Here is a 23,436-nt window from a genome sequence, read left to right as displayed (position 1 = left end):
TTGCTGATACATGACTGCTGCTAGTTCAGCGGGGCGTTCTTGAGCTGGTGCGTGCGCGCCACTTCCTTCATCGCTTCGAGCAGGTCGTCGCGCAGCTGGCGCGGCAGCTTGCCGAAGAATTCCTCGTCGTTCTGGTCGGCCATCCCGGCCAGCACGGGCACCAGCGCCTCGCCTTCCGTGGTCAGTTCGATCGAATGCTGGCGGCGGTCGGCCAGCAGGATCGACTTGCTGACCATGCCCTTGCTTTCCAGGCGGTCGATCAGTTTCGATACGGCGCCCTTGCTCATGCCGGACACTTGCGCCAGCACCGTGGGCGAGGTGCAGCCCAGGCGGAACATTTCGCGCAGCACCACCCATTCGGAGACCGTCACGCCATTGGCCTCGGCTTTTTTCTGGAAGCTGTGGGAAACGTGGTTGGAGACGAAACGCAGCCAGTAACCGAGATGGGCTTCCAGCTCGCTGACGGGGACGCTGTTGGGATGGGCGGCTTGCGGCATGGCGGCCGTTTCAAAATTATGGCTCATTTCTTTTCCTTCACTGGGCGGCGTTGCCGGCATGGTTAAGGCCTTCACGCTTGCTGTCGAGTGGTTTGTTTGGGAACAATCATCGTGCTTGAGGTATTTCTAACACTGTTTTCACAGGAAATCACTTACCGGCAAAGAGTTTTTCCTTTTTTCTTGCTCTGGATGGATAAAAAACAATATCAAGCGAATAATCGTATTGCCAGAGAGGAAGATTAAAAAAATAACTCATGTTGCATCAATGGTAACAGGATTTTTGCCGAATTGATAAATATTTCATATCATTCCGTGTGCTTGCCCACATACGACGTATTGCCCACGCGACAGTGCGAGGTTTTGATGCAGAAATGCGGTCCGCTCAGGCCAGCACCACCTTCACGCCCGCTTCGCGCAGTACTTCGGCAAAGCGGGGGGGCGGCGGCGCATCCGTAAACAGGATATCGACTTGCGCCAGGTCGGCCAGCCGCACCAGCGCCTTGCGGCCGAATTTGTGCTGGTCGGCCACCAGCCACACTTCGCGCGATTGCTCGATGATGGCTTGCGCCACCTTCACTTCGCGCGCGTCGAAGTCGCGCAGGCTGCCATCCTCGTCAATGCTGGAAATGCCGATGATGCCGATGTCGACCTTGAACTGGCGGATGAAGTCGATGGTGGCTTCGCCCACGATGCCGCGGTCGCGCCCGCGCACCACGCCGCCGGCCACGATGACTTCGCAGGCGGCGTTGTCGGCCAGGATGGCGGCCACGTTCAGGTTGTTCGTCACCACGTGCAAGCCCGTGTGCCGGCCCAGCGCGCGCGCCACTTCCTCGGTCGTCGTGCCGATATTGATCAGGAGCGAGCAGCCGTGCGGCACTTGCACGGCGACGGCGGCGGCGATGCGCCGCTTGGCCTCGCTGTTGAACACTTGCCGCTGGCTGTAATCGATGTTTTCCACGGACGAGGGCAAGCCAACCCCGCCGTGGTAGCGGGCCAGCAGGCGCGCTTCTTCCATCTGCTTGACGTCGCGGCGCACGGTTTGCGGCGTCACGCCCAACTGCTGGGCCAGCTCTTCGACGGACATGGTGACCTTCTGGCGCACCACTTCGAGCAGGCGGCGCTGGCGGGGATTCAAAATCATGGGCTTGTCTCTTTAAAAATCAAAAACGAACAGAAACGAACAAATAGTGATGAAAATATGTTGCTATGAGTTCGCATTCTGGCGTATCTTATTCATATTGCATGCGTATTACTAGATGGTGATCTTAACGACAGTCGCCGGCGATGCCTAGTCTTTCCTCGCCGCCCTTTCCCCGACAGACACGGAGTCCCGATGGCCGCAGCACAGCAAGGTGTGGAGACAGCGATGGCATACGACGTGCTGGTGGTCGGCGGCGGCATCAATGGCGCCGGCATCGCGCGCGACGCGGCCGGACGGGGCCTGTCCGTGCTGCTGTGCGAAAAGGACGACCTGGCCGCGCACACCTCGTCCGCCTCCACCAAGCTGATACACGGCGGCCTGCGCTACCTCGAATACTATGAATTCGGCCTCGTGCGCAAGGCGCTGATCGAGCGCGAAGTGCTGCTGCGCTCGGCGCCGCACATCATGTGGCCGCTGCGCTTCGTCATGCCGCACGCCAAGGGCCAGCGCCCGGCCTGGCTGATACGCGCCGGCCTGTTTCTCTACGATATGCTGGCGAAGCGGGAAATCCTGCCTGCCTCCAGCGGCATCGACCTGACCCGCCACGCGGCCGGCACACCGTTAAAACCCGAGTTCAAGCGGGGCTTTGTGTATTCCGACGGCTGGGTCGACGATGCGCGCCTGGTGGTCCTGAACGCCATCGACGCGGCGGACAAGGGCGCGCAGGTGCTGACGCAGACGCGCTGCACGGCGCTGTCACGCGATGGTGCGGGCGGGGACGCTGCCTGGCTGGCCACCTTGCAGCACGCCAGCGGGCGGCAGAGCACGGTGCGCGCGCGCAGCATCGTCAACGCGGCCGGGCCGTGGACGGCCGAGTTCCTGCAGCAGGCCGCGCCCGGTGGACAGGGCCGGCATTTGCGCCTGATCAAGGGTAGCCATATCGTCGTCAAGCGCCTGTTCGAGCATGATCATGCCTACATCTTCCAGCATCCGGACGGGCGCATCGTGTTTGCCATTCCGTATGAGCACGATTTCACCCTGATCGGCACTACCGACCTCGACTATCACGGCGACACCGGCAAGGTGGAAATCGATGACGAGGAAATTCGTTACTTGTGCGAGCTTTCCAGTTACTATTTCAGCAAGCCAATCTCGCCGGCCGACGTGGTCTGGACGTATGCGGGCGTGCGCCCGCTGGTGGAAGACGCGGCGGCCGACGCCAAGGCCGTCACGCGCGATTACCGCTTCGAGCTGGACCAGGAAGGTGCGCCGCTGCTCAGCGTTTTCGGCGGCAAGATCACCACCTTCCGCAAGCTGGCCGAGGAAGCCATGGACATGCTGGCACCCTTGCTGGGCAATACGCTGCCGGCCTGGACAGCCAGCGCCTGCCTGCCCGGCGGCGACGTGTTCGGCAGCACGCCGCAGAACCGGTCCGTGCGCGAGTTCGGCCAGTTCGTGCAAGGCTTGCAGCGCGAGTACGCGTGGCTGCCGGCGGCGCTGGTGGCGCGCTATGCACGCGCCTACGGCACGCGCATCCACGCGCTGCTCGCCGGGCGCAGGGACGTGGCGGCCATGGGCGAGGAAATCGCCGCCGGCCTGTACGCGGCGGAGGTCGATTATGTGCGGCGCCATGAATGGGCCGTCAGCGCGGCCGACATCCTGTGGCGGCGCTCCAAGCTGGGCCTGCACCTGCCGCGCGCGACGGCGGACACGCTCGACGCCTGGCTGTTGCAGCATCCTTTGTCATAAGCAGCACCTTTTGCCGTAAGCAGCAGCCGTAAGCAGCACACGTTGGCGACCGCGCCCCGCAGAGGGTGCGGCGAAGAATAAGAAACCATCACTGGAGGAGAAGCGCGTGCAACTGGTACTGGACAAGATCAGCAGGAAGCAGGGGGCTGACGACTTTTTATATCCGATGTCGCTGGCATTGGTGCCGGGCGCCATCAACGTTTTGCTGGGCACCACGCGTGCCGGCAAGACGACCCTGATGCGCGTGATGGCGGGCCTGGACAAGCCCAGCGGGGGCACCGTGACGGCCGATGGCGTCGACGTGACGGGCGTGCCCGTCAGCAAACGCAACCTGGCCATGGTGTACCAGCAATTCATCAACTATCCGGCCTTCACCGTATACGACAATATCGCTTCGCCTTTGCGCTTGCGCAAGGAACCCGAGGAACAGATCCGCACGAAAGTGCTCGCGCTGGCCGAGCGCCTGCACATCACGCCGTATCTGCAGCGCACGCCCGGAGAATTGTCCGGCGGCCAGCAGCAGCGCACGGCGCTGGGGCGCGCGCTGATCAAGGATGCGTCCTTGCTGCTGCTCGACGAGCCGCTCGTCAACCTCGACTATAAATTGCGCGAGGAATTGCGCCGCGAATTGACGGAACTGTTTTCCGGCGGCAGCACGACGGTCGTGTACGCCACCACGGAACCGCTGGAAGCGCTGCAGCTGGGCGGCCACGTGGCCGTGCTGCACGAGGGTCGCCTGCTGCAGCAGGGACCGACCCTGGACGTGTTCAACGCCCCCAATTCCATCGATGTGGCGCGCACCTTCAGCGATCCGCCCATCAACCTGATCCCCGCGCGCGTGGATGCGCACGGCGTGGCGCAGGCGGCGGACGGCCTGGCCATCCACCTGAGCGGCGCGCAGCGCGCCCGCCTGGGCGACAGCACGGAGGTGATCCTCGGCGTGCGCGCGCACAGCCTGCATCTGTCGCCCCAGTCCGATGGCGACGTGCCCATCGCGGCGCAGGTGGACCTGGCGGAAATCAGCGGCTCGGAAACCTATGTGCATGCGCGCCGCGGCGAGCTGGCCCTGGTGGCGCAGCTGGGCGGCGTGCACAACCTGGAGATCGGCAGCGCCTGCACCGTGTATTGCCAGCCGCACGCCTTGCTGATCTTCGCGCAAGACGGCGGGCTGCTGTTTGCTCCAGAACAAGGAGGCGCTTGACATGGCGCGCATCGAACTGGTGGACCTGGCGCACGCCTATAAACCGAACCCGACGGCGCCAAGCGACTATGCGCTGCGGCCCATGAGCATGGAATGGCATGACGGCGGCGCGTATGCCTTGTTGGGGCCGTCCGGCTGCGGCAAGACGACCTTGCTCAATATCATTTCCGGCCTCGTGAAACCGTCGCACGGCAAGGTGCTGTTCGATGGCAAGGATGTGACGCAGCTGCCGACCGAGGCGCGGAATATCGCGCAAGTGTTCCAGTTTCCCGTCATTTACGACACCATGACCGTGCACGACAATCTGGCCTTTCCGTTGCGCAATCGCGGCTGGAAAGAGACGGAAGTCAAAAAGCGCGTGCAGCAAGTGGCGCAGATGCTGGAATTGACGGGCGACTTGAAATTGCGCGCCAGCGGCTTGTCCGTGGACGCCAAGCAAAAGATTTCGCTAGGGCGCGGTCTCGTGCGCCCGGACGTGGCGGCCGTGCTGTTCGACGAACCGCTGACGGTGATCGACCCGCACCTGAAATGGCTGCTGCGCAGAAAGTTGAAGGAAATCCACCACGAGCTGAAATTGTCCTTGATCTACGTCACGCACGACCAGGTGGAAGCCTTGACCTTTGCCGACCAGGTGGTGGTCATGACGCAGGGCGAAGTGGTGCAGACGGGCAGCGCGCAAGCGCTGTTCGAGGAACCCGAGCACACGTTTGTCGGCTATTTCATTGGCAATCCGGGCATGAACTTGCTCGATTGTACCCTGGACGATGGCGGCCTGCGCGTGGCGGGGCAGGCGCTGGCCGTGTCCGCCGCCGCGCGCGCGGCGCTGTCGGGTGCGCAAGGGAAAATCACGGTGGGCGTGCGGCCCGAATTCGTCGAGTGCGTCAAGGCGTATCCGGGAGAAGAGGGGGGCGACCATTGCCTGGAAGCCACGGTCACGGCCGTACGCAACATGGGTACGCATTACCTGGCGGAATTCCAGCTGGGCGGAGCGACGGTGGCGGCCAAGCTGCGCACCATCGACGCGGTGGCCGGGAATGCCGTGCGGCTGCGCTTCCCGCCGCAACGTACCTTGTTCTATGTCAACGATAAGCGGGTGGCCTGATGATACATAACGGTAAAACCGATAACAACCGCCGCGCCTGGCTTTTGATCTTGCCCGTGCTGCTGTGCGTGGCCTTTTCCGCCATCCTGCCGCTGATGACGGTGGTGAACTATTCCGTGCAGGATATTCTGAGCCCTACGCAAAAGGTTTTCGTGGGCACGGAGTGGTTCCGCATGGTCATGCTGGACGGCGACTTGCACAGCGCCTTGCTGCGCCAGCTGCTGTTTTCCGGCTCCGTGCTGGCGATCCAGATTCCGCTGGGCATTTTGATCGCCCTGTGCATGCCGGCCGATGGCTGGAAGGCGTCGCTGGCGCTGGTGCTGATCGCGCTGCCCTTGCTGATCCCCTGGAACGTGGTGGGCACCATCTGGCAAATCTTTGGCCGCGGCGACATCGGCCTGATGGGCTATACCTTGAATCAATTGGGCTTTGACTACAATTACAACGGCAACTCGCTCGACGCGTGGCTGACGGTGATGGTGATGGATATCTGGCACTGGACGCCGCTGGTCGTGCTGCTGTGCTATGCGGGCTTGCGCGCCATTCCAGACGCGTATTACCAGGCGGCGCGCATCGACGGCGCCTCGCGCCTGGCCGTGTTCCGCTACATCCAGCTGCCGAAACTGCGCAATGTGCTGATGATCGCCGTCTTGCTGCGCTTCATGGACAGTTTCATGATCTACACGGAACCGTTCGTGCTGACGGGGGGCGGTCCCGGCAATGCCACCACCTTTTTGTCGCAATACCTGACGCAGAAGGCCGTGGGCCAGTTCGACCTGGGGCCGGCGTCCGCGTTTTCCCTGATCTATTTCCTCATCATCCTGCTGTTCTGCTTTGTGCTGTACACGTGGATGCAGAGAGTCGGCACGGGAGACCAGAAATGATGCACAAGAAAATGAGCAGCGCCATCCTGACCGTCTTCCTGCTGGGCTCCTTGCTGCCCATCTACTGGATGCTCAATATGTCGCTCAAGACCAACGAGGAAATCGTCGGCGTACTGAGCCTGTGGCCCCAGCAATTGACGTTTGCCAACTACCACACGATCTTTACGGACCGTTCCTGGTACAGCGGCTACATCAATTCCATGATCTACGTGGCCTTGAACATGGTGATGTCCGTCACGGTGGCCTTGCCGGCCGCGTATGCGTTCTCGCGCTACAACTTCGTGGGCGACAAGCATCTGTTCTTCTGGCTCTTGACCAACCGCATGACGCCGCCCGCCGTCTTCCTCGTGCCGTTCTTCCAGCTGTATTCGACGGTGGGCCTGATGGATACGCATCTGGCCGTGGCGCTGGCGCACATGGTCTTCAACGTGCCGCTGGCAGTGTGGATACTGGAAGGCTTCATGTCCGGCGTGCCGAAGGAAATCGACGAGACGGCGTATATCGACGGCTACAGCTTTCCCCGCTTCTTCATCCGCATCTTCTTGCCGATGATCAAGTCTGGCGTGGGCGTGACGGCGTTCTTCTGTTTTATGTTCAGCTGGGTGGAACTGTTATTGGCGCGCACCTTGACGTCCGTCAATGCCAAGCCCATCGCCGCCACCATGACGCGCACCGTGTCGGCGGCCGGCATGGACTGGGGCGTGCTGGCGGCGGCGGGCGTGCTGACCATCGTGCCCGGCGCGCTGGTGATCTGGTTCGTGCGGCATTACATAGCCAAGGGTTTTGCGATGGGGAGGGTGTGACATGGAAAATACCGATAGCACAGCCAGCCTGTTCGGCTGGATGGCGTGGACGCCGGAAGTGGCCATCTTCTTCATTTGCATCGGCTTGATGCTGGCCGGCATGACGGTGTGGCAAATCCGTTCGCCCAGCATCGAACGAAAAGGTTTCCTGCCGATGCCGACGACGCGCGGCGACCGTTTGTTCATCGGGCTGTTGACGGCCGCGTATGTCAATCTGGCGTGGGCGGGGTTCACGGAAATGCAGCAGGCCATCGGGGCCGGCATCAGTTTTGTAGTGTTGTTGGTGGTAATGCGTTGGGGATAAGTCGTAGATGAGAATACCGGCCCGCCACCGCAGGCCGGATGACAACTAAAAAGGAGATTCACGATGAAATTGAAGTTCACGGTCTTCGCGGCTGCGGCCATGCTCGTGTCGAATGCGGCCCTGGCGGACGCCAAGCAGGCGCAAACCTGGATCGACAAGGAATTCCAGCCATCCAGCCTGAGCAAGCAGCAACAGCTTGCTGAAATGAAATGGTTCATCGATGCGGCGGCCAAGCTGAAAGCCAAGGGCATCAAGGAAATTTCCGTGGTCTCGGAAACCATCGACACCCACGTCTACGAATCGAAGACCCTGGCCAAGGCTTTCGAGGAAATCACGGGCATCAAGGTGCGCCACGACATCATCCAGGAAGGCGACGTGGTGGAAAAGCTGCAAACGTCCATGCAGTCCGGCAAGAGCATCTATGACGGCTGGATTTCCGATTCCGACCTGATCGGCACCCACTACCGCTATGGCGCCGTGGAACCCCTGTCCGACTACATGGCCGCCAAGGGCAAGGAATTCACGAATCCCGGCCTGGACTTGAAAGATTTCATCGGCATCAGCTTTACGACGGCGCCCGACGGCAAGGTGTACCAGTTGCCCGACCAGCAATTCGCCAACCTGTACTGGTTCCGCGCCGACTGGTTCGCGCGCAAGGATTTGCAAGCCAAGTTCAAGGCCAAGTACGGCTACGAACTGGGCGTGCCGCAGAACTGGTCCGCGTATGAAGACATCGCCGATTTCTTCACGAATGACGTGAAGGAACTGGATGGCAAGAAAGTCTACGGCCACATGGATTACGGCAAGAAAGACCCTTCGCTGGGCTGGCGCTTCACCGATGCGTGGCTGTCGATGGCTGGCGCGGCCGACAAGGGCATTCCGAACGGCATGCCGGTCGACGAGTGGGGTATCAAGGTAGCGGCCGACAAGTGCACGCCCGTGGGCGCCTCGATGTCGCGCGGCGGCGCCACCAATTCGCCGGCGGCCGTGTTTGCGCTGACGAAATACATCGATTGGATGAAGAAATACGCGCCGCCGCAGGCGAACGGCATGAATTTCTCGGAATCGGGCCCCGTGCCGGCGCAGGGTGAAATCGCCCAGCAAATCTTCTGGTACACGGCATTTACGGCAGGCATGACGAAACCGGGCTTGCCAGTGGTCAACAAGGACGGCACGCCGAAATGGCGCATGGCACCGTCGCCGCACGGTCCGTACTGGAAAGAGGGCATGCAGAACGGTTACCAGGACGTCGGTTCCTGGTTCCTGTTCAAGTCCACGCCAGACGACCGCAAGGCCGCCGCCTGGCTGTACGCGCAATTCGTCACGTCGAAAACCGTGTCGCTGAAGAAATCCATCGTCGGCCTGACTTTTATTCGTGATTCCGACATCCGCCACGATTATTTTACGAAGCACGCGAACGAGTACGGCGGCTTGATCGAGTTCTACCGCAGCCCCGCCCGCGTGGCGTGGACGCCGACCGGCAACAACGTGCCCGACTATCCGAAGCTGGCGCAGCTGTGGTGGAAGAACGTGGCCACGGCGATTACGGCGGAAAAAACGCCGCAGGCTGCCATGGATAACCTGGCCGAGGAAATGGACCAGGTCATGGCGCGATTGCAGCGGGCCGGCATGAAGGCGTGCGCGCCCAAGCTCAATCCGAAGGTCGATCCGAACCAGTATCTGTCGGACCAGCATGCCCCATGGAAAAAGCTGGCGAATGAAAAGCCGAAGGGTGAAACGATTGCCTACGATAAATTATTGCAGGCTTGGAAAGAAGGCAAGGTAAGGTAGTCGTGTAAGCTTCTGCCGGGGCTGTCCCGAGGGCACGGAGCGAATCGGCTCCGTGCCTGTTTTTACCCGATTTTCGCACCACCAGACAATGACCAAATACATACTTGCTTTAGATCAGGGCACCACCAGTTCGCGCGCCATCCTGTTCGACCATGCGGGCCGGCCGCACGCCAGCGCGCAGCGCGAGTTTCGCCAGATTTTTCCCCAGCCGGGCTGGGTCGAGCATGACGCGAACGACATCTGGGCCTCGCAAGAGGCCGTGCTGCAGCAGGTGTTGCGCGACAGCGGCGTGGCGGCATCCGACGTGGCCGCCATCGGCGTGACCAACCAGCGCGAAACGACGGTGCTGTGGGACCGCGCCACGGGCGCGCCCGTCGCCAACGCCATCGTCTGGCAAGACCGCAGAAACGCCGCTTACTGCGAGCAACTGGTCGAGCAGGGCCAGGCGGACGTGATCCAGCGCAAGACGGGTCTCGTGCTGGATGCCTATTTTTCCGCCACCAAGTTGAAATGGCTGCTCGACAACGTTCCCGGCGCCCGCGCGCGCGCCGAACGGGGAGAGCTGGCCTTCGGCACCGTCGACAGCTGGCTGATCTACAAGATGAGCGGCGCCCACTTGACGGACACGAGCAACGCGGCGCGCACCATGCTGTTCAATATCCATACCTTGCAGTGGGATACGGACTTGCTGGCGCTGCTCGACATTCCCGCCTCCCTGCTGCCCGACGTCGTGCCATCGAGCGGCGTGGCGGCGCACACGCATGCCAACTTGCTGGGCGTGTCCGTGCCTATCGCCGGCATCGCTGGCGACCAGCAGGCCGCCACGTTCGGCCAGGCGTGTTTGAAACCGGGCATGGCGAAGAATACCTACGGCACGGGTTGCTTCATGCTGATGAACGTGGGCAAGCGCCCCTTGCCTTCGAAAAATCGGTTGTTGACGACGGTGGGCTGGAGCCTGGGCCCAGGATCGGATAGAACTGACTATTTGCTCGAAGGCAGCGCCTTTATCGCGGGCGCGGCCGTGCAATGGATGCGCGACGGCATCGGCATCATCCGCGACTCGTCCGAAGTGGAAGCCTTGGCCACCAGCGTGCCCGATTCGGGCGGCCTCGTCTTCGTGCCCGCGTTCGCGGGCCTGGGCGCGCCATACTGGGACCCGTATGCGCGCGGCACCCTGATCGGCATCACGCGCGGCACGGGCAAGGCGCACATCGCGCGCGCGGCGCTCGAAGGCGTGGCGTACCAGAACGTGGATGTGCTGTCCGCCATGCAGGACGATGCGGGCATCGCGCTATCCGAGCTGCGTGTGGACGGCGGCGCGGCCCGCAACGACATGCTGATGCAGTTCCAGGCCGACATCTTGAATGTGCCCGTGGTGCGTCCTGTAGTGACGGAAACGACGGCCCTGGGCGCCGCCTACCTGGCGGGCCTGGCCGTGGGTTTCTGGGACTCGCAGGAAGAAATCGCCGCCCAGTGGCAGGTGGGGCGCCGCTTCGAACCGGCCATGGCGGCCGACGAACGCCTGACACGGCTGCACAAGTGGCAGCGTGCCGTCGAACGGTCGCGCGACTGGAGCGAGTGAGTCAGGGAATCAGCCGGGATCAGGGCCGCGCGTAATACACGGCATAGCCCACCGTTTCGCGCGGCACGGAATACAGGTCGCGCAGCTCGAAATAAGGGGCGTGCACCTGGCCGCTGACGGCGATGCCGCTGCGCTCCAAAGCCAGCCGGAAGCGGGGCACGTGGAAGTATTGCGTGGCCACCATGGCCGTGCTCCAGCCGTGCTCGCGCATTAGCGTAGCCGTATTGCGTGCCGTGGCCTCCGTGGTCCAGCCTTGATTATCCTCAATGATGGCGCTGGCTGGCACGCCGCGCGACTGCAGGTAGCGGGCCATCGATGCGGCCTCGTCAAAACCTTCCTTGCCCGTTGCCCCGCTGACGAGGATGCGGGGCGCCCGGTGTGCCTGGAATTGCTGGAGCGCCACGTCGAGCCGTGCCTGCAGGCGGGGGCTGGGCGTGCCGTCAGGCAGGATCGTATTGCCGGGCACGACGATCACGTCGGCGGGCGCCAGCTTGTCGTTGAGTCCGGCCAGCACCAGGGCGGCGGTGGCCAGCAGGAAAGTGATCAGCGCCAGCAGGGCGGTCCATCGTATTGTTCGCATCGCTATGCATCCAGCAGGTTTTTCGTGAGCGCGACTGTAGCAGATGGCGGATGACTTGCGCGTTCTCAAGCCGGCGCAGGGGGATATTCGTCTATGCTAAGCTTGGTTATATGGCAACCCTGTGTGCCACCCCTCTGCATTGGAGAACCGCATGACAGCCGTATCCAGCATCCTGATCGCCATGGCCTTCGCCGCGCAGGCGGGCCAGTCCGACCCGTCGAACCAGTATGACCGCTCCGGGTCCGCCGGGCGCGGCGACGATATCCAGCTCGTTTGCTATGGCGAGGCGGAAAAGATCACCATGGAAAACCGTTCCGGCATGGAGTGGGACAACGACAGGCACAAGTATGTGCAGAAATCCACGCTGGAGACGGGCAAGAGCAATTTCGATACGGCCGTGAATGTTTCCATTCACGGCAGCGCGGCGCAAATCCGCTTGCCGAAGCAACTGATTCCACCGATTCATGCCGACAGCAACGATGGCTGGTGGGACGTGATGGATCTGGTCGTCGGTCACGATGAAATCCGCGGTCGTTTCCAGCTGAACGCCTTGAATCGTCCTACCCTCGTGATCAACCGCCGCAGCGGCGTGATCACGGTCGATGGCTTGATCAAGTTCAGCGGCCGCTGCGACGCCGATGACGGGCACCGGCGTTTTTAATCTCCGTACTTAGGCGGCGCTGGCCGCTTTCCGTGCGCGCTGGTTCGACAGATAAATATTGTCCTTTTCCAGCGGCTTGCCTTCGCGCACGGCAGCGAGCCAGTCCTGCGTGCTGACGACGGCGGCGAAATTCGAGTGGAACACGGCGCTGAACACGCGGTGGATTTCTTCGGCGCTGGCCGTGCCGCCCGCGTTGCTGTAGGGCAGGGTGCCGGTGGCGTCCTGTAGGAACTCGACTTGCAGGCCGTCGTGCGCGGCGTGGAAGATCGTGGCGGCATCGCAATTGTGCGTCATGTAGCCGACCACCGTCAGGGTGTCGATGCCGTGGCTGCCCAGCCAGGCCTGCAAGTCCGTGCCCGCGAAGGCGCTGCCCATGACCTTGTTGATGCGGTGGTCGGCGGTAAAGGCGGCCACTTGCGGATGCAGCTGCCAGCCGTCGCTGCCCTTGGCAAAGATGGGAGAGGCTTCCGGCGCATCGTGCTGGACGACGATCACGGGCACGCCGGCGGCGCGGGCAGCAGCCATGGCGGTGACGATGTTGGGCAGGGAAATATCGACGGATGGATATTCGATGGGCATGTCGCCCGTAAAGTATTCATTTTGCACGTCGATGACGAGCAGGGCGCGGCGCGGGGCGGTGGAAGCGTGGGTGGACATGGTTTCTCCTGGAACGGTTGAAAGAGGATGGACTTCCTCGATAGCGCCATTTTCAAGCCGCGCGCCGCAAATAAAAAGTGGCCCGAAGGCCTATGTACGATAAAATCGGGCCATGCCTACCGTTCCTGCACCTTCCTCCCCCTTGAGCGTGGCCGTGATCGCCTTCGACGGCATGACGCCATTCCACTTGTCCGTGCCTTGCCTCGTGTTTGGCGCCCAGACGGACGAGGCCGACCTGCCGCCTTTCCACGTGCGCGTGTGCGCCGCCGATCCCGTGCCCTTGCGCACGGCGGCCGGCTTCGGCATCACGCCCGAGTTCGGTCTGGAAGGGCTGGAAGGGGCCGATATTGTCATCATGCCGGCCTGGCACGACGATTGCCGCGATGCGCCGCCGCCCCTGGTCGCGGCGCTGCAGGCTGCCAGCCGGCGCGGCGCGCGCATGGTGGGGCTGTGCCTGGGTGCGTTTCCCCTGGCGCAGGCGGGCTTGTTGGAGGGCAAGTGCGCAGCCACGCACTGGGGCATGGCGGAGCGGCTGGCAGCCCGCTATCCTAGGGTCAGGGTGGATCGGGAAGTGCTGTACGTGGACGATGGCGGCGTGCTGACGTCGGCCGGCGTGGCGGCCGGCCTCGATTGCTGCCTGTATCTGCTGCGCCAGCTGGCGGGCGCCGAGGTGGCCAACCGGGTGGCGCGCCGGCTGCTGGTGGCGCCGCACCGCCAGGGCGGGCAGGCGCAATTCATCGAGCGCCCGCTGCCCGTGTCCGGCAGCGAAGGGCGCTTTGCCGAGGTGCTGGCTTGCGTGACGGCCAATCTGGGCATACCCCACAGCATCGACGCGCTGGCCGAACGGGCCGCCATGAGCCGGCGCAACTTCACGCGCCATTTCCGCCAGGCGACGGGCACGTCGTTCAAGCAGTGGCTGCTGAACCAGCGTCTTGCGCATGCGCAAGGCTTGCTGGAAAAGAGCGGGGCCTCGATCGACGTCGTGGCGCAGGAGGCCGGCTTCGGCACGGCCCTGTCCTTGCGCCAGCACTTTCGGGCGAACCTGCAGACGTCGCCTTCGGCGTACCGCAAGCTGTTCCGGCAGCAGCTAGGCCAGCTCGCTTGACCAGAGCAGCGCCGGGTCCCGGCTGTCCTGCGGCAGCATTGCGCTGACGGCGATTTGCCGCGCGATGAAGGCGGCCGGCTCGAAGGCATGGCGCTCCTGGAAGGACACGGTTTCCGCGCTCATCAGTTCCGAATAGGTTTGCATCAAGGTCGAGGCGCAGCGGTAATTGCCTTGCTCAAGATACGTGTCGATGGCGGCCAGCAGCATGGGGTAATCCGCATTGTCCTTGCTGCCGCCGAAGTTGAACGACAGCTGTCCGCAGGCACGCCAGATGGGGTCGATTTCCCCTTCCGGCACCGGCTGCGTGCGCAGCCATTGCAAGGATTTCAAGGGCGGGCCGCCGAACGAGGGGGGCGAAATGATGGCCTGGATCGCCACCTTGACGGCCTCATCGATTCTTCCCGCGCGCACATACTGGCCGTGCAGCAGCGCCAGCGCATCCGTGTATTCGGGCAGGAGGGCGAGCGCCGCTTCCAGCAGCGCGATGGCCGCGTCCGGGTTGCGCTGGGCAATCAATTCCTTGGCTGCCAGAAAGGCGGCGCGTGGCGAAGCGGGGTCGTCGTCCAGCGTGGGCAGCGCCACGTAGCCGTCTTCGTCTTCGTCTTCCGCGTCGCCGGCTGCCGCATGGGCGCGCAGGAAAGCGGCCAGGCTGGAAAAATTCGGCTGCAAGCGCCATTCGTCATGCCACGTTTCGACGACGATCGGTTCGGATGCTTCGCGGCCGATGGGCCAGTACAGGCCGAACGTGTCGCCATTGCCCAGCGCGCCTTCGAAGAAGGGATTGAAGCCGAGCGGCGGGTAGGGTGCGCTGTGTTGCCAGTCTTGTTCCACCGAGATGTGGGCGAGTTGTGCAGGTAGTAGCATGGAAGTGGCAGAGGAAAAAACGCCAGTGTAGAGCAAGCGGGCGCCACTGGCACGCACCGTCGGAGCGTGTGGCGGTACGCCAGGCCTGGGGCATCGCCGTGCTGATAAAATAATTGCTTCTTCGCCCAGGCCGGCCCCCATGTCCAGCACCCCCCATCCTGCCATCGACCTCAGCTTTCGTAGCTACGCGGAAATCGGCGCGCCGAACCGGCATGACTTCGTGCAGCTGGTGCTGCCCCTGCACGGCCAGTTGCTGCTGGATATCGACGGCAAGCAGGGCAAGGTGGATGCGCAGCAGGGCGTGGTGATCCCGGCCAATACCTGGCACGCACAGCATAGCCGGGTTGCCAACCACTCGATCATTCTCGACGTGGATGCGGCGGCCGTGGAGCAGGGCAGCTGGGGCCGCCTGCTGGAGCGGCCGTATGCGGCGCTGGGGCCGGGTGCCCGCAAGCTGATCGAATACCTGGGCATCATGGCGGGGCAGCAGGCGCTGACGCCGGCCGTCATCCAGGGCTGGACACCGCTGCTGCTGGACACCTTGCTGCAGACCGCGCCGCAGGCCCGCTCGCGGCTGGCCGCGCTGCTGGCGCGCGTGCAGGCCGAGCCTGGCTTGCCCTGGTCGACGGCATCGATGGCGCGCTTTGCCAACCTCAGCGTCAGCCGCCTGCATGCACTGTTCCGCGAAGAAATGGATACCAGTCCGCATGCCTGGCTACTGCAGCAGCGGATAGGGCGGGCCTGCGACTTGCTCACCGCCAGCGACGCCGGCATTGCCGAGATCGCGCTGGCGGCCGGCTTTTCCGAGCAGAGCGCGCTGACGCGGGCCATGCGCGACAGCATCGACGCCACGCCAGCCGCTTACCGGCGCCAACGTCGCGAGAACCGGTCAAAAACGCAGTAGATTACGCCAAGAACGGGCGCGCCGCAGCGGCCACAATCTCCTTTTCGGGAGATTGAATATGTTGCAAAAGAATAAGACCCGCCTGGGCATGCTGGCCGGTATCGCTGCGGGCGCACTGTGGGGCCTGGTGTTCCTGGCGCCGGCGCTGCTGCCCGCGTTCCAGCCGCTGGAATTGTCGGTGGGCCGCTACCTGGCCTACGGCCTGATCGCGGCCGTGCTGGTCGCGCCGTCGTGGCGGCGCCTGCTGCGCAGCCTGGGCTGGCGCGAATGGCGGGGCTTGATCTGGCTCAGCCTGACCGGCAACATCATCTATTACGTGCTGCTGGCCAGCGCCGTGCAGACGGGCGGGGTGGCCATGACGTCGATGGTGATCGGCCTGCTGCCGCTGGTCGTCACCGTGGTCGGCAGCCGCGACCACGATGCCGTGCCGCTGCGCAAGCTGCTCCCTTCGTTGCTGCTCAGCGGTGCCGGCTTGTTGTGCATCAGCTGGCAGTCGCTCGCGCATCCCGGCCATGCATCGCTGCTGGGACTGTTGTGCGCGCTGGCGGCGCTGCTGTCGTGGACGGTGTATGCCGTCGGCAACAGCCGCTGGCTGGGGCGCTTGCGCGCGGTGTCGGCGCAGGAGTGGAATCTGTTGACGGGCGTGGTGACGGGCGCCGCCGCATTGCTGCTGGCGATTCCCGTCGCGCTTGCGGCACCGGCCGCGCATGGCGGCACGGCATGGCTGCAGTTCGCCGGCCTCGTCACGGGTGTGGCGCTGCTGTGTTCAGTCGTCGGCAACGGCTTGTGGAATTACGCCAGCCGCGTGCTGCCGCTGACCTTGATGGGGCAGATGATCGTCTTTGAATTCCTGTTTGCCCTGTTGTACGGCTATGCGTGGGAGCGGCGCTGGCCCACCGCGGCGGAATCTGCGGCGACGGCGCTGCTGCTGGCGGGCGTGCTGGCTTGCGCGGTGGCGCATCGGCCGCAGCGGGCGGCCAGCGCGGCGACGGCCCGGGCGGCATAAGGCGCGGCGCGGGCCAGGCCCTTCAGTCGCGTTCCGGCACCGGCACGTTGAAGCCGTTCAAGGTGGTCGATACCAGTGCGTACAGGCCCACGAGGTAGATCAGCTCGTTGATGCCGTGCTGGCCGAAGGTGGCCAGCGCCAGGCGGTACAGCGGCTCCGGCAGCGTGCCGCCACGGCTGAGCGCGTAGGCCAGGTCGTAGGCCACGCTTTCCTGCTTGTCCAGGTCGAGCGGCTTGACGTCCGCTACCAGCGTGGCGAGGCGCTCGGCAGGCATGCCTTCGCGCTCCGCGACGGCGATGTGGGCGTAGATTTCATAGGCGGCATTGTAGCGCGCGCCCACCACCAGGATGGCAATCTGGCGCACCTTGTCGGGCAGCGTGGCGTTGGCCGTCATGGCCAGGGTCAGGTTCCAGATCGCCTTGCCGATGGCCGGTTCGTGCAGCCACGGATTCCACGGCCCCATCAAGGCGCCATCTTCGCGCACGGCGATGAAATCGTTGAAATTGCTGGTGATGCCTTTGCGCATATCGTCGTACAGCGGCTGTTGTTCTTGTGTCAGGTCTTTCGGAGCGATCAGGGGCAGGCGCATGGAAACTCCTTGCAGGGTAGGTGGGCGGTGGGCGGCGGGAGCCAGCAGCCAGTATAGCCATCTGGCTGGCGGCTGCCTTACGCTGTCGCACACGTGCGCGGCCTGCGCCTACCTGCGCGGCTCGTGGATGCGGAATTTCTTCACGATGCCGGCCTGGTCGAACATGACGGCCACTTCGCGCGTGCCTTTTTCGCCCAGCAGGGGGATCAGCCGCGTCACGCTGGGCGTCTTCAGCTGGTTCTTGTAGACCCAGACTTCATAGCCGGGATCGAAGCTGACGACGGTGGCGTTGCCCAGGGCCGCGTCGAGGTCGAGGCGGGTGGTCTTGCCGACCTTGATGTTTTGATAGATGGCGCCATTGTCCGGCGCACGGTTGACCTTGTATTCACTGGCGGTGCACATGGCCACGGCCAGGCCCGCGAGGCAGGAAGCTGCCAGTTTTATCAATGTGTTCATATGGACTCCCAGTGTGCATCACTGCTTCCAATCTCAGAGGGGACGGGCGTGATGTCAGGAGGGAGTGTGCTTGTGTCGCCGCGAATGTGCTACAAGATTATACAAAGGTGCAAAATTTGATGCTGTCGGTGCCGGCAGGCGGTACCTTCAGCGATTTTGCAGTACGTCGGTCGACAGCGCCAGGGTTTCCTTGATTTCTTCCATCACCACATAGCTCTTCGATTGCGCGGCGCCCGGCAACTGCAGCAGCATGTCGCCCAGCAACTTGCGGTACTCGGCCATTTCATGGATGCGCGCCTTGATCAGGTAATCGAAGTCGCCCGACACCAGGTGGCATTCCTGCACTTCGGGAATCTGCAGCACTTCGCGACGGAATTGCTCGAAGGCGGACGCGGATTTTTGATTCAGCGTAATCTCTACAAAGACGAGCAGCTTGGCGCCCAGCGCGGCCGGGTTCACCTTGGCGTGGTAGCCCGTGATGACGCCGTCGCGTTCCATGCGCTTGACCCGCTCGATGCAGGGCGTGATGGACAATCCCACCTGTTCGCCCAGGTCTTTCATCGAGATGCGGCCATCCTGTTGCAGGATGCGCAGGATGTGGCGATCCAGCTTGTCGAGGCCACGTGCCGATTCTTTAAGGATTCTCATGATTTATTGCTGAATATCTCGATTTATACGTGAACAAATACTGGCTCTTTCCCAATATGATAGCGGTTAATCTGGCGTCAGCCTAAAAAAATATAATGAGGAAACTATGCGTATTGTGATTCTGGGTAGCGGCGTCATCGGCGTCACCAGTGCTTACTATCTGGCCAAGGCAGGACATGAGGTGACCGTCATCGACCGCCAGCCGGGCCCGGCACTGGAAACCAGCTTCGCGAATGCGGGGCAAATCTCGCCCGGCTACGCTTCGCCATGGGCTGCGCCCGGCATTCCCCTGAAGGCCGTGAAGTGGATGATGCAGCGCCACGCGCCCCTGGCCATCTCGCTCGACGGCAGCGCCGCCCAGCTGAAATGGATGTGGCAGATGTTGCGTAATTGCACACCGGAAGCGTATGCCGTGAACAAGGAACGCATGGTGCGCCTGGCTGAATACAGCCGCGACTGCTTCAAGGTGCTGCGCGCCGAGGCCGGCATCACGTATGAAGGCCGCCAGCAAGGCACGATGCAATTGTTCCGCACCGAAAAACAATACAACGACGCCGCCAAGGATATCGAAGTATTGAAAGACGCGGGCGTGCCGTACGAAGTGCTGCAGCGCAACGAACTGTCGCGCGCCGAGCCGGCCCTGGAAGCGGTCAAGGATAAACTGTTCGGCGGCTTGCGCCTGCCCAACGATGAAACGGGCGATTGCCAGCTGTTTACCACGCGCCTGTCCGAGATGGCCGAGGCGCTGGGCGTGAAGTTCCGTTATGGCGTGTCCATCGATGCATTGCTGACACAGGGCGACGAAATTGCTGGCGTGCAATGCGGCGCGGAAATCGTCAAGGCCGATTCCTATGTCGTGGCGCTCGGCTCCTACTCGACGGGCTTCATGAAGCCGCTGCTGGACATTCCCGTGTATCCATTGAAGGGCTATTCGATCACCGTGCCTATCGTTAACGCGGCCAAGGCGCCCGTGTCAACCATCCTCGATGAAACCTACAAGATCGCTGTCACGCGTTTCGACGACCGCATCCGCGTGGGCGGCATGGCGGAAATCGCCGGCTATAACCTGAACCTGAACCCGCGCCGCCGCGAAACCCTGGAAATGGTCGTCAACGACCTGTTCCCCGGCGGCGGCAACACGGCCGAGGCTACCTTCTGGACGGGCTTGCGCCCGATGACTCCGGACGGCACGCCGATCGTCGGCCGCACGCCGTTGCGCAATCTGTTCCTGAACACGGGCCACGGCACCCTGGGCTGGACCATGTCCTGCGGTTCCGCGCAATTGCTGGCCGACCTGATGTCGTCGAAAAAGCCGGCCATCCTGGCCGACGACCTGTCCGTCAGCCGCTACAGCGGCGCGCAGGGCAATGGCAAACTGCAGCACGCGGTGGCCTGAGATGGGGGCCAGCATGCCTCCCAAGGAACGTAGCGGCGCCATCCTGACGGTGGACCTCGATGCCGTGCGCGCCAACTACCGCTTGCTGCGCGACAAGGCGCACCCGGCCGCCTGTTCGGCCGTCGTGAAATCCGACGCGTATGGCCTGGGCGCCGCGCAAGTGGGCGCGGCCCTGTATGAAGAAGGGTGCCGCCATTTCTTCGTGGCCCACCTGGAAGAGGGCATCAGCCTGCGCCCGCACGTGGCGCCGGACGCGTCCATCTTCGTGCTGCACGGCCCGCCCGTCGGCACGGAAGGCGAATTCACGGCCCATGGCTTGACGCCCGTGCTCAACAGCGAGCCGCAGGTGGCGGGCTGGCGCGCGCATGCAAAAGCGCTGGGCAGCACCCTGGACGCCATCGTGCAGGTGGATACGGGCATGTCGCGCATGGGCTTGTCGCCGCAGGAAATCGACGCCTGGCTGCTGGACCCGCACTTTCTTGACGGCATCAAGGTGCGTTACCTGATGAGCCACCTGGCGTGCGCCGACGAGCGGAGCAACCCCATGAATGGCGAGCAGCTGGCCCGTTTCATCGCCATCCGCGCCCGTTTGCCGCAGTACCGCGCCAGCCTGGCCAATTCCTCGGGCATCTTTTTGTCGCCCGACTATCACTTCGACCTGGTGCGCCCCGGTGCGGCCCTGTACGGCATCGGGCCGCAGGGCGGGGAACCGAATCCCCTGCGCTCGGTCGTGCGCCTGCAAGGCAAGGTCTTGCAGACGCGCACGATTGCCGCCGGCGACCACGTGGGCTACAGCCGCCGCTACACGGCCAGCGAGCCGCGCCAGGTGGCGACGGTGTCCGTCGGCTACGCCGATGGCTGGCTGCGCAGCATGAGCAACCAGGGCCTGGCCATCGTCGACGGCGTGAAAGTGCCGCAGATCGGCGCCATCTCGATGGATTCCATCACCCTCGACGTGAGCGCCATCGCCGGCGACCGCGTCGCGCCGGGCAGCCTGGTCGACCTGATCTGCGCCGAACACCCGGTCGACGCCGTGGCGGCCATGGCCAATACCATCGGCTACGAGGTGCTGACCAACCTGGGCGGGCGCTATTACCGCGAGTACCAGGGCTTGGCTGGCGGCGCACGCTAAGCAGCGCAAACCCCATGATTGTGTGGCAAGATAGTCCTGCAGTGAAGTTCACTCCAGGGCTATTTTTTCACCATCATCGGGGATATATATGAGTCAATATAACGTTGCTATCATCGTCGGCAGCTTGCGCAAGGATTCCTTCAACCGCAAGCTGGCCGACGCCATCATCAAGCTGGCGCCGCCCGAGTTTTCCTTCAAGCACATCGAAATCGGCGACTTGCCGCTGTACGACCAGGATGACGATGGCGCGCAGTCCGAGCAGGTGCTGCGCCTGAAATCGGAAATTTCCGCATCGCAAGCCTTGCTGTTTCTCACCCCCGAATACAACCGCTCGATTCCTGGCGTGCTGAAAAACGCCCTCGACCAGGGCTCGCGCCCGTACGGCCAGAGCGTGTGGGGCGGCAAGCCGGGCGCCGTGCTCGGCGTTTCCGTCGGCGCCACGGGCACGGCCCTGGCGCAGCAGCATTTGCGCAATGTGCTCGCCTACCTGGATGTACCGCTGCTGGGACAGCCTGAAATGTTTATCCAGGCCAAGGAAGGCCTGTTCGACGAGCATGGCGGCATCGGTCCGGCCAGCCTGGGTTTCTTCCAGGGCTGGATGCAGCGCTACGTGGACTGGGTCCGCAAACACGCCATCCACGCTTGATGCATGTCAAGGCGGCAACGCTCGGCGTTGCCGCTTGTACACATTCTTTGACCATTGATGCCAAGATTTCAATATTGGCACGGGTGTCTCGGTATAATGCGCCCTTTCTTTAGCGCAATACTTCTTCTTGTCGACCCCATGTGGACTAAACCTGTTCTGCGCATGAATTTGCGCCGCTTGATCGTGCTCGTGGCCTTTACCAGCGCCCTGGTGTCCCTGGCCAATACCTTCTACGCCAGCTACAGCGTGCAGCGCCAGCTGCTGATCGATACCACCCTGGAAGCGAATCACGCCTACGCCAGCAAGCTGGCCAGCACGGCCGAGGATTTCCTGCAATCGGCGCGCCAGCAACTGGCCTACAGCGCGGGCGGCCTGCCTTCGCGCATGGGCGACGAGCAATGGCTGACGGACGAGGCGCAACGCCTGCGCCTGCAAACGAACAGTTTCAATTCCGTGCTCATCGTCGATGCCCAGGGCAAGGTGCTGGGCGTGTCGCCGGAAACCCTGGCCCTGAAAAACCGCACGCTCGATTCGGCCGGCGCCATCCAGGCGCTGCGCGAGCGGCGCCCGCTGGTGACGCAGCCGTATGTGTCGTCGGCCGGCAACCTGGTCGTGTTCATTTCGCATCCCATCCTGGGCAAGGATGGCCGCTACCTGGGCTACGTGGGCGGCAGCATTTACCTGAAACAGAAAAACATCCTTTACACCATGCTGGGCCAGCATTACTACCGCGACGGCTCCTACCTGTACGTGGTCGACCAGAACCGGCGCCTGCTGTACCACCCGGACCCCGACCGCCTGGGCGACGTGGCCGGCAGCAACGACGTCATCGACGCCATCATCGCCCAGCAGGGCGGCGGCAACCGGCGCATGAACAACAGCCTGGGCGTGGACATGCTGGCCGGCTATGCCATCATGCCATCGACGGGCTGGGGCATCGTGGCGCAGCGCCCGACGGCCATGACCCTGGCCCCGCTGAACCAGCTGATGGCGAACACGGTATGGCACTCGCTGCCCATCGCCTTGCTGAGCCTGCCATTCATCTGGTGGCTGGCCAGCCTGATTTCGCGCCCCCTGGTGCAGCTGGCCGAAGGCGCGCGGCGCATGGATGCGCCCGGCACGGCCGAGCACATCGCCGCCATCCGCTCGTGGTATGTGGAGGCGGCGCAAATCAAGAAAGCCCTGCTGAAAGGCTTGGCATTGTTGCAGAACAAGATCGGCAAGTTGAAGACCGATGTGCAGACGGACCCGCTGACGGGCCTGTCGAACCGGCGCGGCATGGCGGCGGCGCTGGAAGCGTGGCAGGCGCAGGCGCGGCCGTTTTCCGTCATCGCCATCGACATCGACCATTTCAAGCAAGTCAACGACCGCTGGGGCCATGCCGTGGGCGACGAAGTCATCCTGCGACTGGCGCAGCTGATGCGCGCCTGTTCGCGCGATGCCGACGTGCTGTGCCGCAATGGCGGCGATGAATTCATCATGCTGCTGCCCGATGCCGACCTCGACGTGGCCATGCAGGTGGCCGAGCGCTTGCGCGCCAAGGTGGCCGCCGCCGTGATTCCCGGCGCGGGCCTGGTCACGATATCGCTGGGCGTCGTGTCGTCGGAACAGGAAGCGGGCAGTACGGACGCCGTGCTGCGCGCCGCCGATGCGGCCCTGTACGTGGCCAAGGAAAATGGCCGCAATTGCGTGGGCATCACGGAGCCCGCCTGAGGCGGTTTTCCGTTGGAGCGGTTTG

At 63.3% G+C, this 23,436-nt stretch carries 24 protein-coding genes; 16 read left to right on the top strand and 8 right to left on the bottom strand.

Annotation, left to right across the window (positions count from 1 at the left end; all coding sequences use genetic code 11):
• Positions 1-20: 20 nt before the first annotated feature.
• Both O3301_RS22895 and O3301_RS22890 read right to left on the bottom strand, forming a co-directional pair.
• Complete coding sequence (locus O3301_RS22895; RefSeq protein ID WP_077406479.1) at positions 21-524, bottom strand: MarR family winged helix-turn-helix transcriptional regulator; 504 nt, start codon at positions 522-524, stop codon at positions 21-23.
• Positions 525-879: 355 nt separating this feature from the next.
• Entirely contained in the window at positions 880-1,638 is a 759-nt protein-coding gene (locus tag O3301_RS22890; protein WP_305057581.1) for a DeoR/GlpR family DNA-binding transcription regulator, read from the bottom strand.
• A gap of 225 nt (positions 1,639-1,863) precedes the next feature.
• Between O3301_RS22890 and glpD the strand changes: the two genes are divergently transcribed.
• The 8 genes from glpD to glpK all read left to right on the top strand — a co-directional run bounded on the left by glpD (position 1,864) and on the right by glpK (position 11,054).
• Positions 1,864-3,387, top strand: a complete 1,524-nt coding sequence (gene glpD / locus O3301_RS22885) for a glycerol-3-phosphate dehydrogenase (protein WP_305057580.1) — start codon at positions 1,864-1,866, stop codon at positions 3,385-3,387.
• A 106-nt stretch (positions 3,388-3,493) separates the two neighbouring features.
• On the top strand, positions 3,494-4,588 hold the full coding sequence (locus O3301_RS22880) for an ABC transporter ATP-binding protein (RefSeq protein WP_099667328.1): 1,095 nt from the start codon (positions 3,494-3,496) through the stop codon (positions 4,586-4,588).
• A 1-nt stretch (position 4,589) separates the two neighbouring features.
• The gene (locus O3301_RS22875; protein ID WP_305057579.1) at positions 4,590-5,690 is read left to right on the top strand and encodes an ABC transporter ATP-binding protein; all 1,101 of its coding nucleotides are present in this window, start codon (positions 4,590-4,592) and stop codon (positions 5,688-5,690) included.
• A complete protein-coding gene (locus O3301_RS22870) occupies positions 5,690-6,574 on the top strand; it encodes a carbohydrate ABC transporter permease (RefSeq protein ID WP_034754965.1) in 885 nt (294 codons plus the stop codon). The genes O3301_RS22875 and O3301_RS22870 overlap by 1 nt, the downstream gene beginning before the upstream one ends.
• The gene (locus O3301_RS22865) at positions 6,571-7,377 is read left to right on the top strand and encodes a carbohydrate ABC transporter permease (RefSeq protein ID WP_369811511.1); all 807 of its coding nucleotides are present in this window, start codon (positions 6,571-6,573) and stop codon (positions 7,375-7,377) included. Before O3301_RS22870 ends, O3301_RS22865 begins: the two co-directional genes overlap by 4 nt.
• A 1-nt stretch (position 7,378) precedes the next feature.
• Positions 7,379-7,681, top strand: a complete 303-nt coding sequence (locus O3301_RS22860) for a DUF2160 domain-containing protein (protein ID WP_369811512.1) — start codon at positions 7,379-7,381, stop codon at positions 7,679-7,681.
• 63 nt (positions 7,682-7,744) lie between these two features.
• Entirely contained in the window at positions 7,745-9,472 is a 1,728-nt protein-coding gene (locus O3301_RS22855; RefSeq protein WP_034779106.1) for an ABC transporter substrate-binding protein, read from the top strand.
• 88 nt (positions 9,473-9,560) lie between these two features.
• Entirely contained in the window at positions 9,561-11,054 is a 1,494-nt protein-coding gene (glpK, locus tag O3301_RS22850) for a glycerol kinase GlpK (protein WP_305057578.1), read from the top strand.
• A 19-nt stretch (positions 11,055-11,073) separates the two neighbouring features.
• Here the strand turns inward: glpK and O3301_RS22845 are convergent, their stop codons facing one another.
• Positions 11,074-11,634 carry a YdcF family protein gene (locus O3301_RS22845; protein WP_305057577.1) on the bottom strand — a complete coding sequence of 187 codons (561 nt, stop codon included), beginning with the start codon at positions 11,632-11,634 and terminating at the stop codon, positions 11,074-11,076.
• Between the two features lie 151 nt (positions 11,635-11,785).
• Between O3301_RS22845 and O3301_RS22840 the strand changes: the two genes are divergently transcribed.
• Positions 11,786-12,295, top strand: a complete 510-nt coding sequence (locus O3301_RS22840) for a hypothetical protein (RefSeq protein ID WP_289914175.1) — start codon at positions 11,786-11,788, stop codon at positions 12,293-12,295.
• Between the two features lie 9 nt (positions 12,296-12,304).
• Here the strand turns inward: O3301_RS22840 and O3301_RS22835 are convergent, their stop codons facing one another.
• The gene (locus O3301_RS22835) at positions 12,305-12,952 is read right to left on the bottom strand and encodes a cysteine hydrolase family protein (RefSeq protein WP_305057576.1); all 648 of its coding nucleotides are present in this window, start codon (positions 12,950-12,952) and stop codon (positions 12,305-12,307) included.
• 112 nt (positions 12,953-13,064) lie between these two features.
• Here O3301_RS22835 and O3301_RS22830 point away from each other — a divergent pair, with 112 nt between their 5' ends.
• On the top strand, positions 13,065-14,057 hold the full coding sequence (locus O3301_RS22830) for a GlxA family transcriptional regulator (RefSeq protein WP_305057575.1): 993 nt from the start codon (positions 13,065-13,067) through the stop codon (positions 14,055-14,057).
• On the opposite strand, the gene O3301_RS22825 is transcribed toward O3301_RS22830, so the two are convergent.
• Entirely contained in the window at positions 14,040-14,921 is an 882-nt protein-coding gene (locus tag O3301_RS22825; RefSeq protein WP_305057574.1) for a tetratricopeptide repeat protein, read from the bottom strand. The genes O3301_RS22830 and O3301_RS22825 overlap by 18 nt on opposite strands.
• Before the next feature lie 139 nt (positions 14,922-15,060).
• On the opposite strand from O3301_RS22825, the gene O3301_RS22820 reads away from it, so the two are divergent.
• Positions 15,061-15,825 carry an AraC family transcriptional regulator gene (locus O3301_RS22820; RefSeq protein ID WP_305057573.1) on the top strand — a complete coding sequence of 255 codons (765 nt, stop codon included), beginning with the start codon at positions 15,061-15,063 and terminating at the stop codon, positions 15,823-15,825.
• 58 nt (positions 15,826-15,883) lie between these two features.
• A complete protein-coding gene (locus tag O3301_RS22815) occupies positions 15,884-16,831 on the top strand; it encodes a DMT family transporter (RefSeq protein ID WP_289914180.1) in 948 nt (315 codons plus the stop codon).
• 22 nt (positions 16,832-16,853) lie between these two features.
• On the opposite strand, the gene O3301_RS22810 is transcribed toward O3301_RS22815, so the two are convergent.
• The 3 genes from O3301_RS22810 to O3301_RS22800 form a co-directional block, all read right to left on the bottom strand.
• Positions 16,854-17,420 (bottom strand): carboxymuconolactone decarboxylase family protein, encoded by a 567-nt coding sequence (locus O3301_RS22810; protein WP_289897335.1) that lies wholly within the window; start codon positions 17,418-17,420, stop codon positions 16,854-16,856.
• Positions 17,421-17,528: 108 nt separating this feature from the next.
• A complete protein-coding gene (locus tag O3301_RS22805; protein WP_099667338.1) occupies positions 17,529-17,876 on the bottom strand; it encodes a hypothetical protein in 348 nt (115 codons plus the stop codon).
• Positions 17,877-18,023: 147 nt separating this feature from the next.
• On the bottom strand, positions 18,024-18,524 hold the full coding sequence (locus tag O3301_RS22800; RefSeq protein WP_070222192.1) for an Lrp/AsnC ligand binding domain-containing protein: 501 nt from the start codon (positions 18,522-18,524) through the stop codon (positions 18,024-18,026).
• 106 nt (positions 18,525-18,630) lie between these two features.
• On the opposite strand from O3301_RS22800, the gene O3301_RS22795 reads away from it, so the two are divergent.
• The 4 genes from O3301_RS22795 (at position 18,631) to O3301_RS22780 (ending at position 23,411) form a co-directional block, all read left to right on the top strand.
• Entirely contained in the window at positions 18,631-19,920 is a 1,290-nt protein-coding gene (locus O3301_RS22795) for a D-amino acid dehydrogenase (protein WP_099667339.1), read from the top strand.
• A 13-nt stretch (positions 19,921-19,933) separates the two neighbouring features.
• Positions 19,934-21,052: an alanine racemase gene (gene alr / locus O3301_RS22790; protein ID WP_251348138.1), complete on the top strand. Its 1,119-nt coding sequence runs from the start codon at positions 19,934-19,936 to the stop codon at positions 21,050-21,052.
• An 88-nt stretch (positions 21,053-21,140) separates the two neighbouring features.
• Positions 21,141-21,698: an NADPH-dependent FMN reductase gene (locus tag O3301_RS22785; protein WP_099667341.1), complete on the top strand. Its 558-nt coding sequence runs from the start codon at positions 21,141-21,143 to the stop codon at positions 21,696-21,698.
• A 162-nt stretch (positions 21,699-21,860) separates the two neighbouring features.
• Entirely contained in the window at positions 21,861-23,411 is a 1,551-nt protein-coding gene (locus O3301_RS22780) for a sensor domain-containing diguanylate cyclase (protein ID WP_305057572.1), read from the top strand.
• Positions 23,412-23,436: the final 25 nt, after the last annotated feature.

This window comes from Janthinobacterium sp. SUN211, assembly GCF_030587315.1.
Classification (GTDB): domain Bacteria; phylum Pseudomonadota; class Gammaproteobacteria; order Burkholderiales; family Burkholderiaceae_D; genus Janthinobacterium; species Janthinobacterium kumbetense.
The sequence above is the reverse complement of the archived record's forward strand: the minus strand, read 5'-3'. Positions and strand labels throughout refer to the sequence as shown.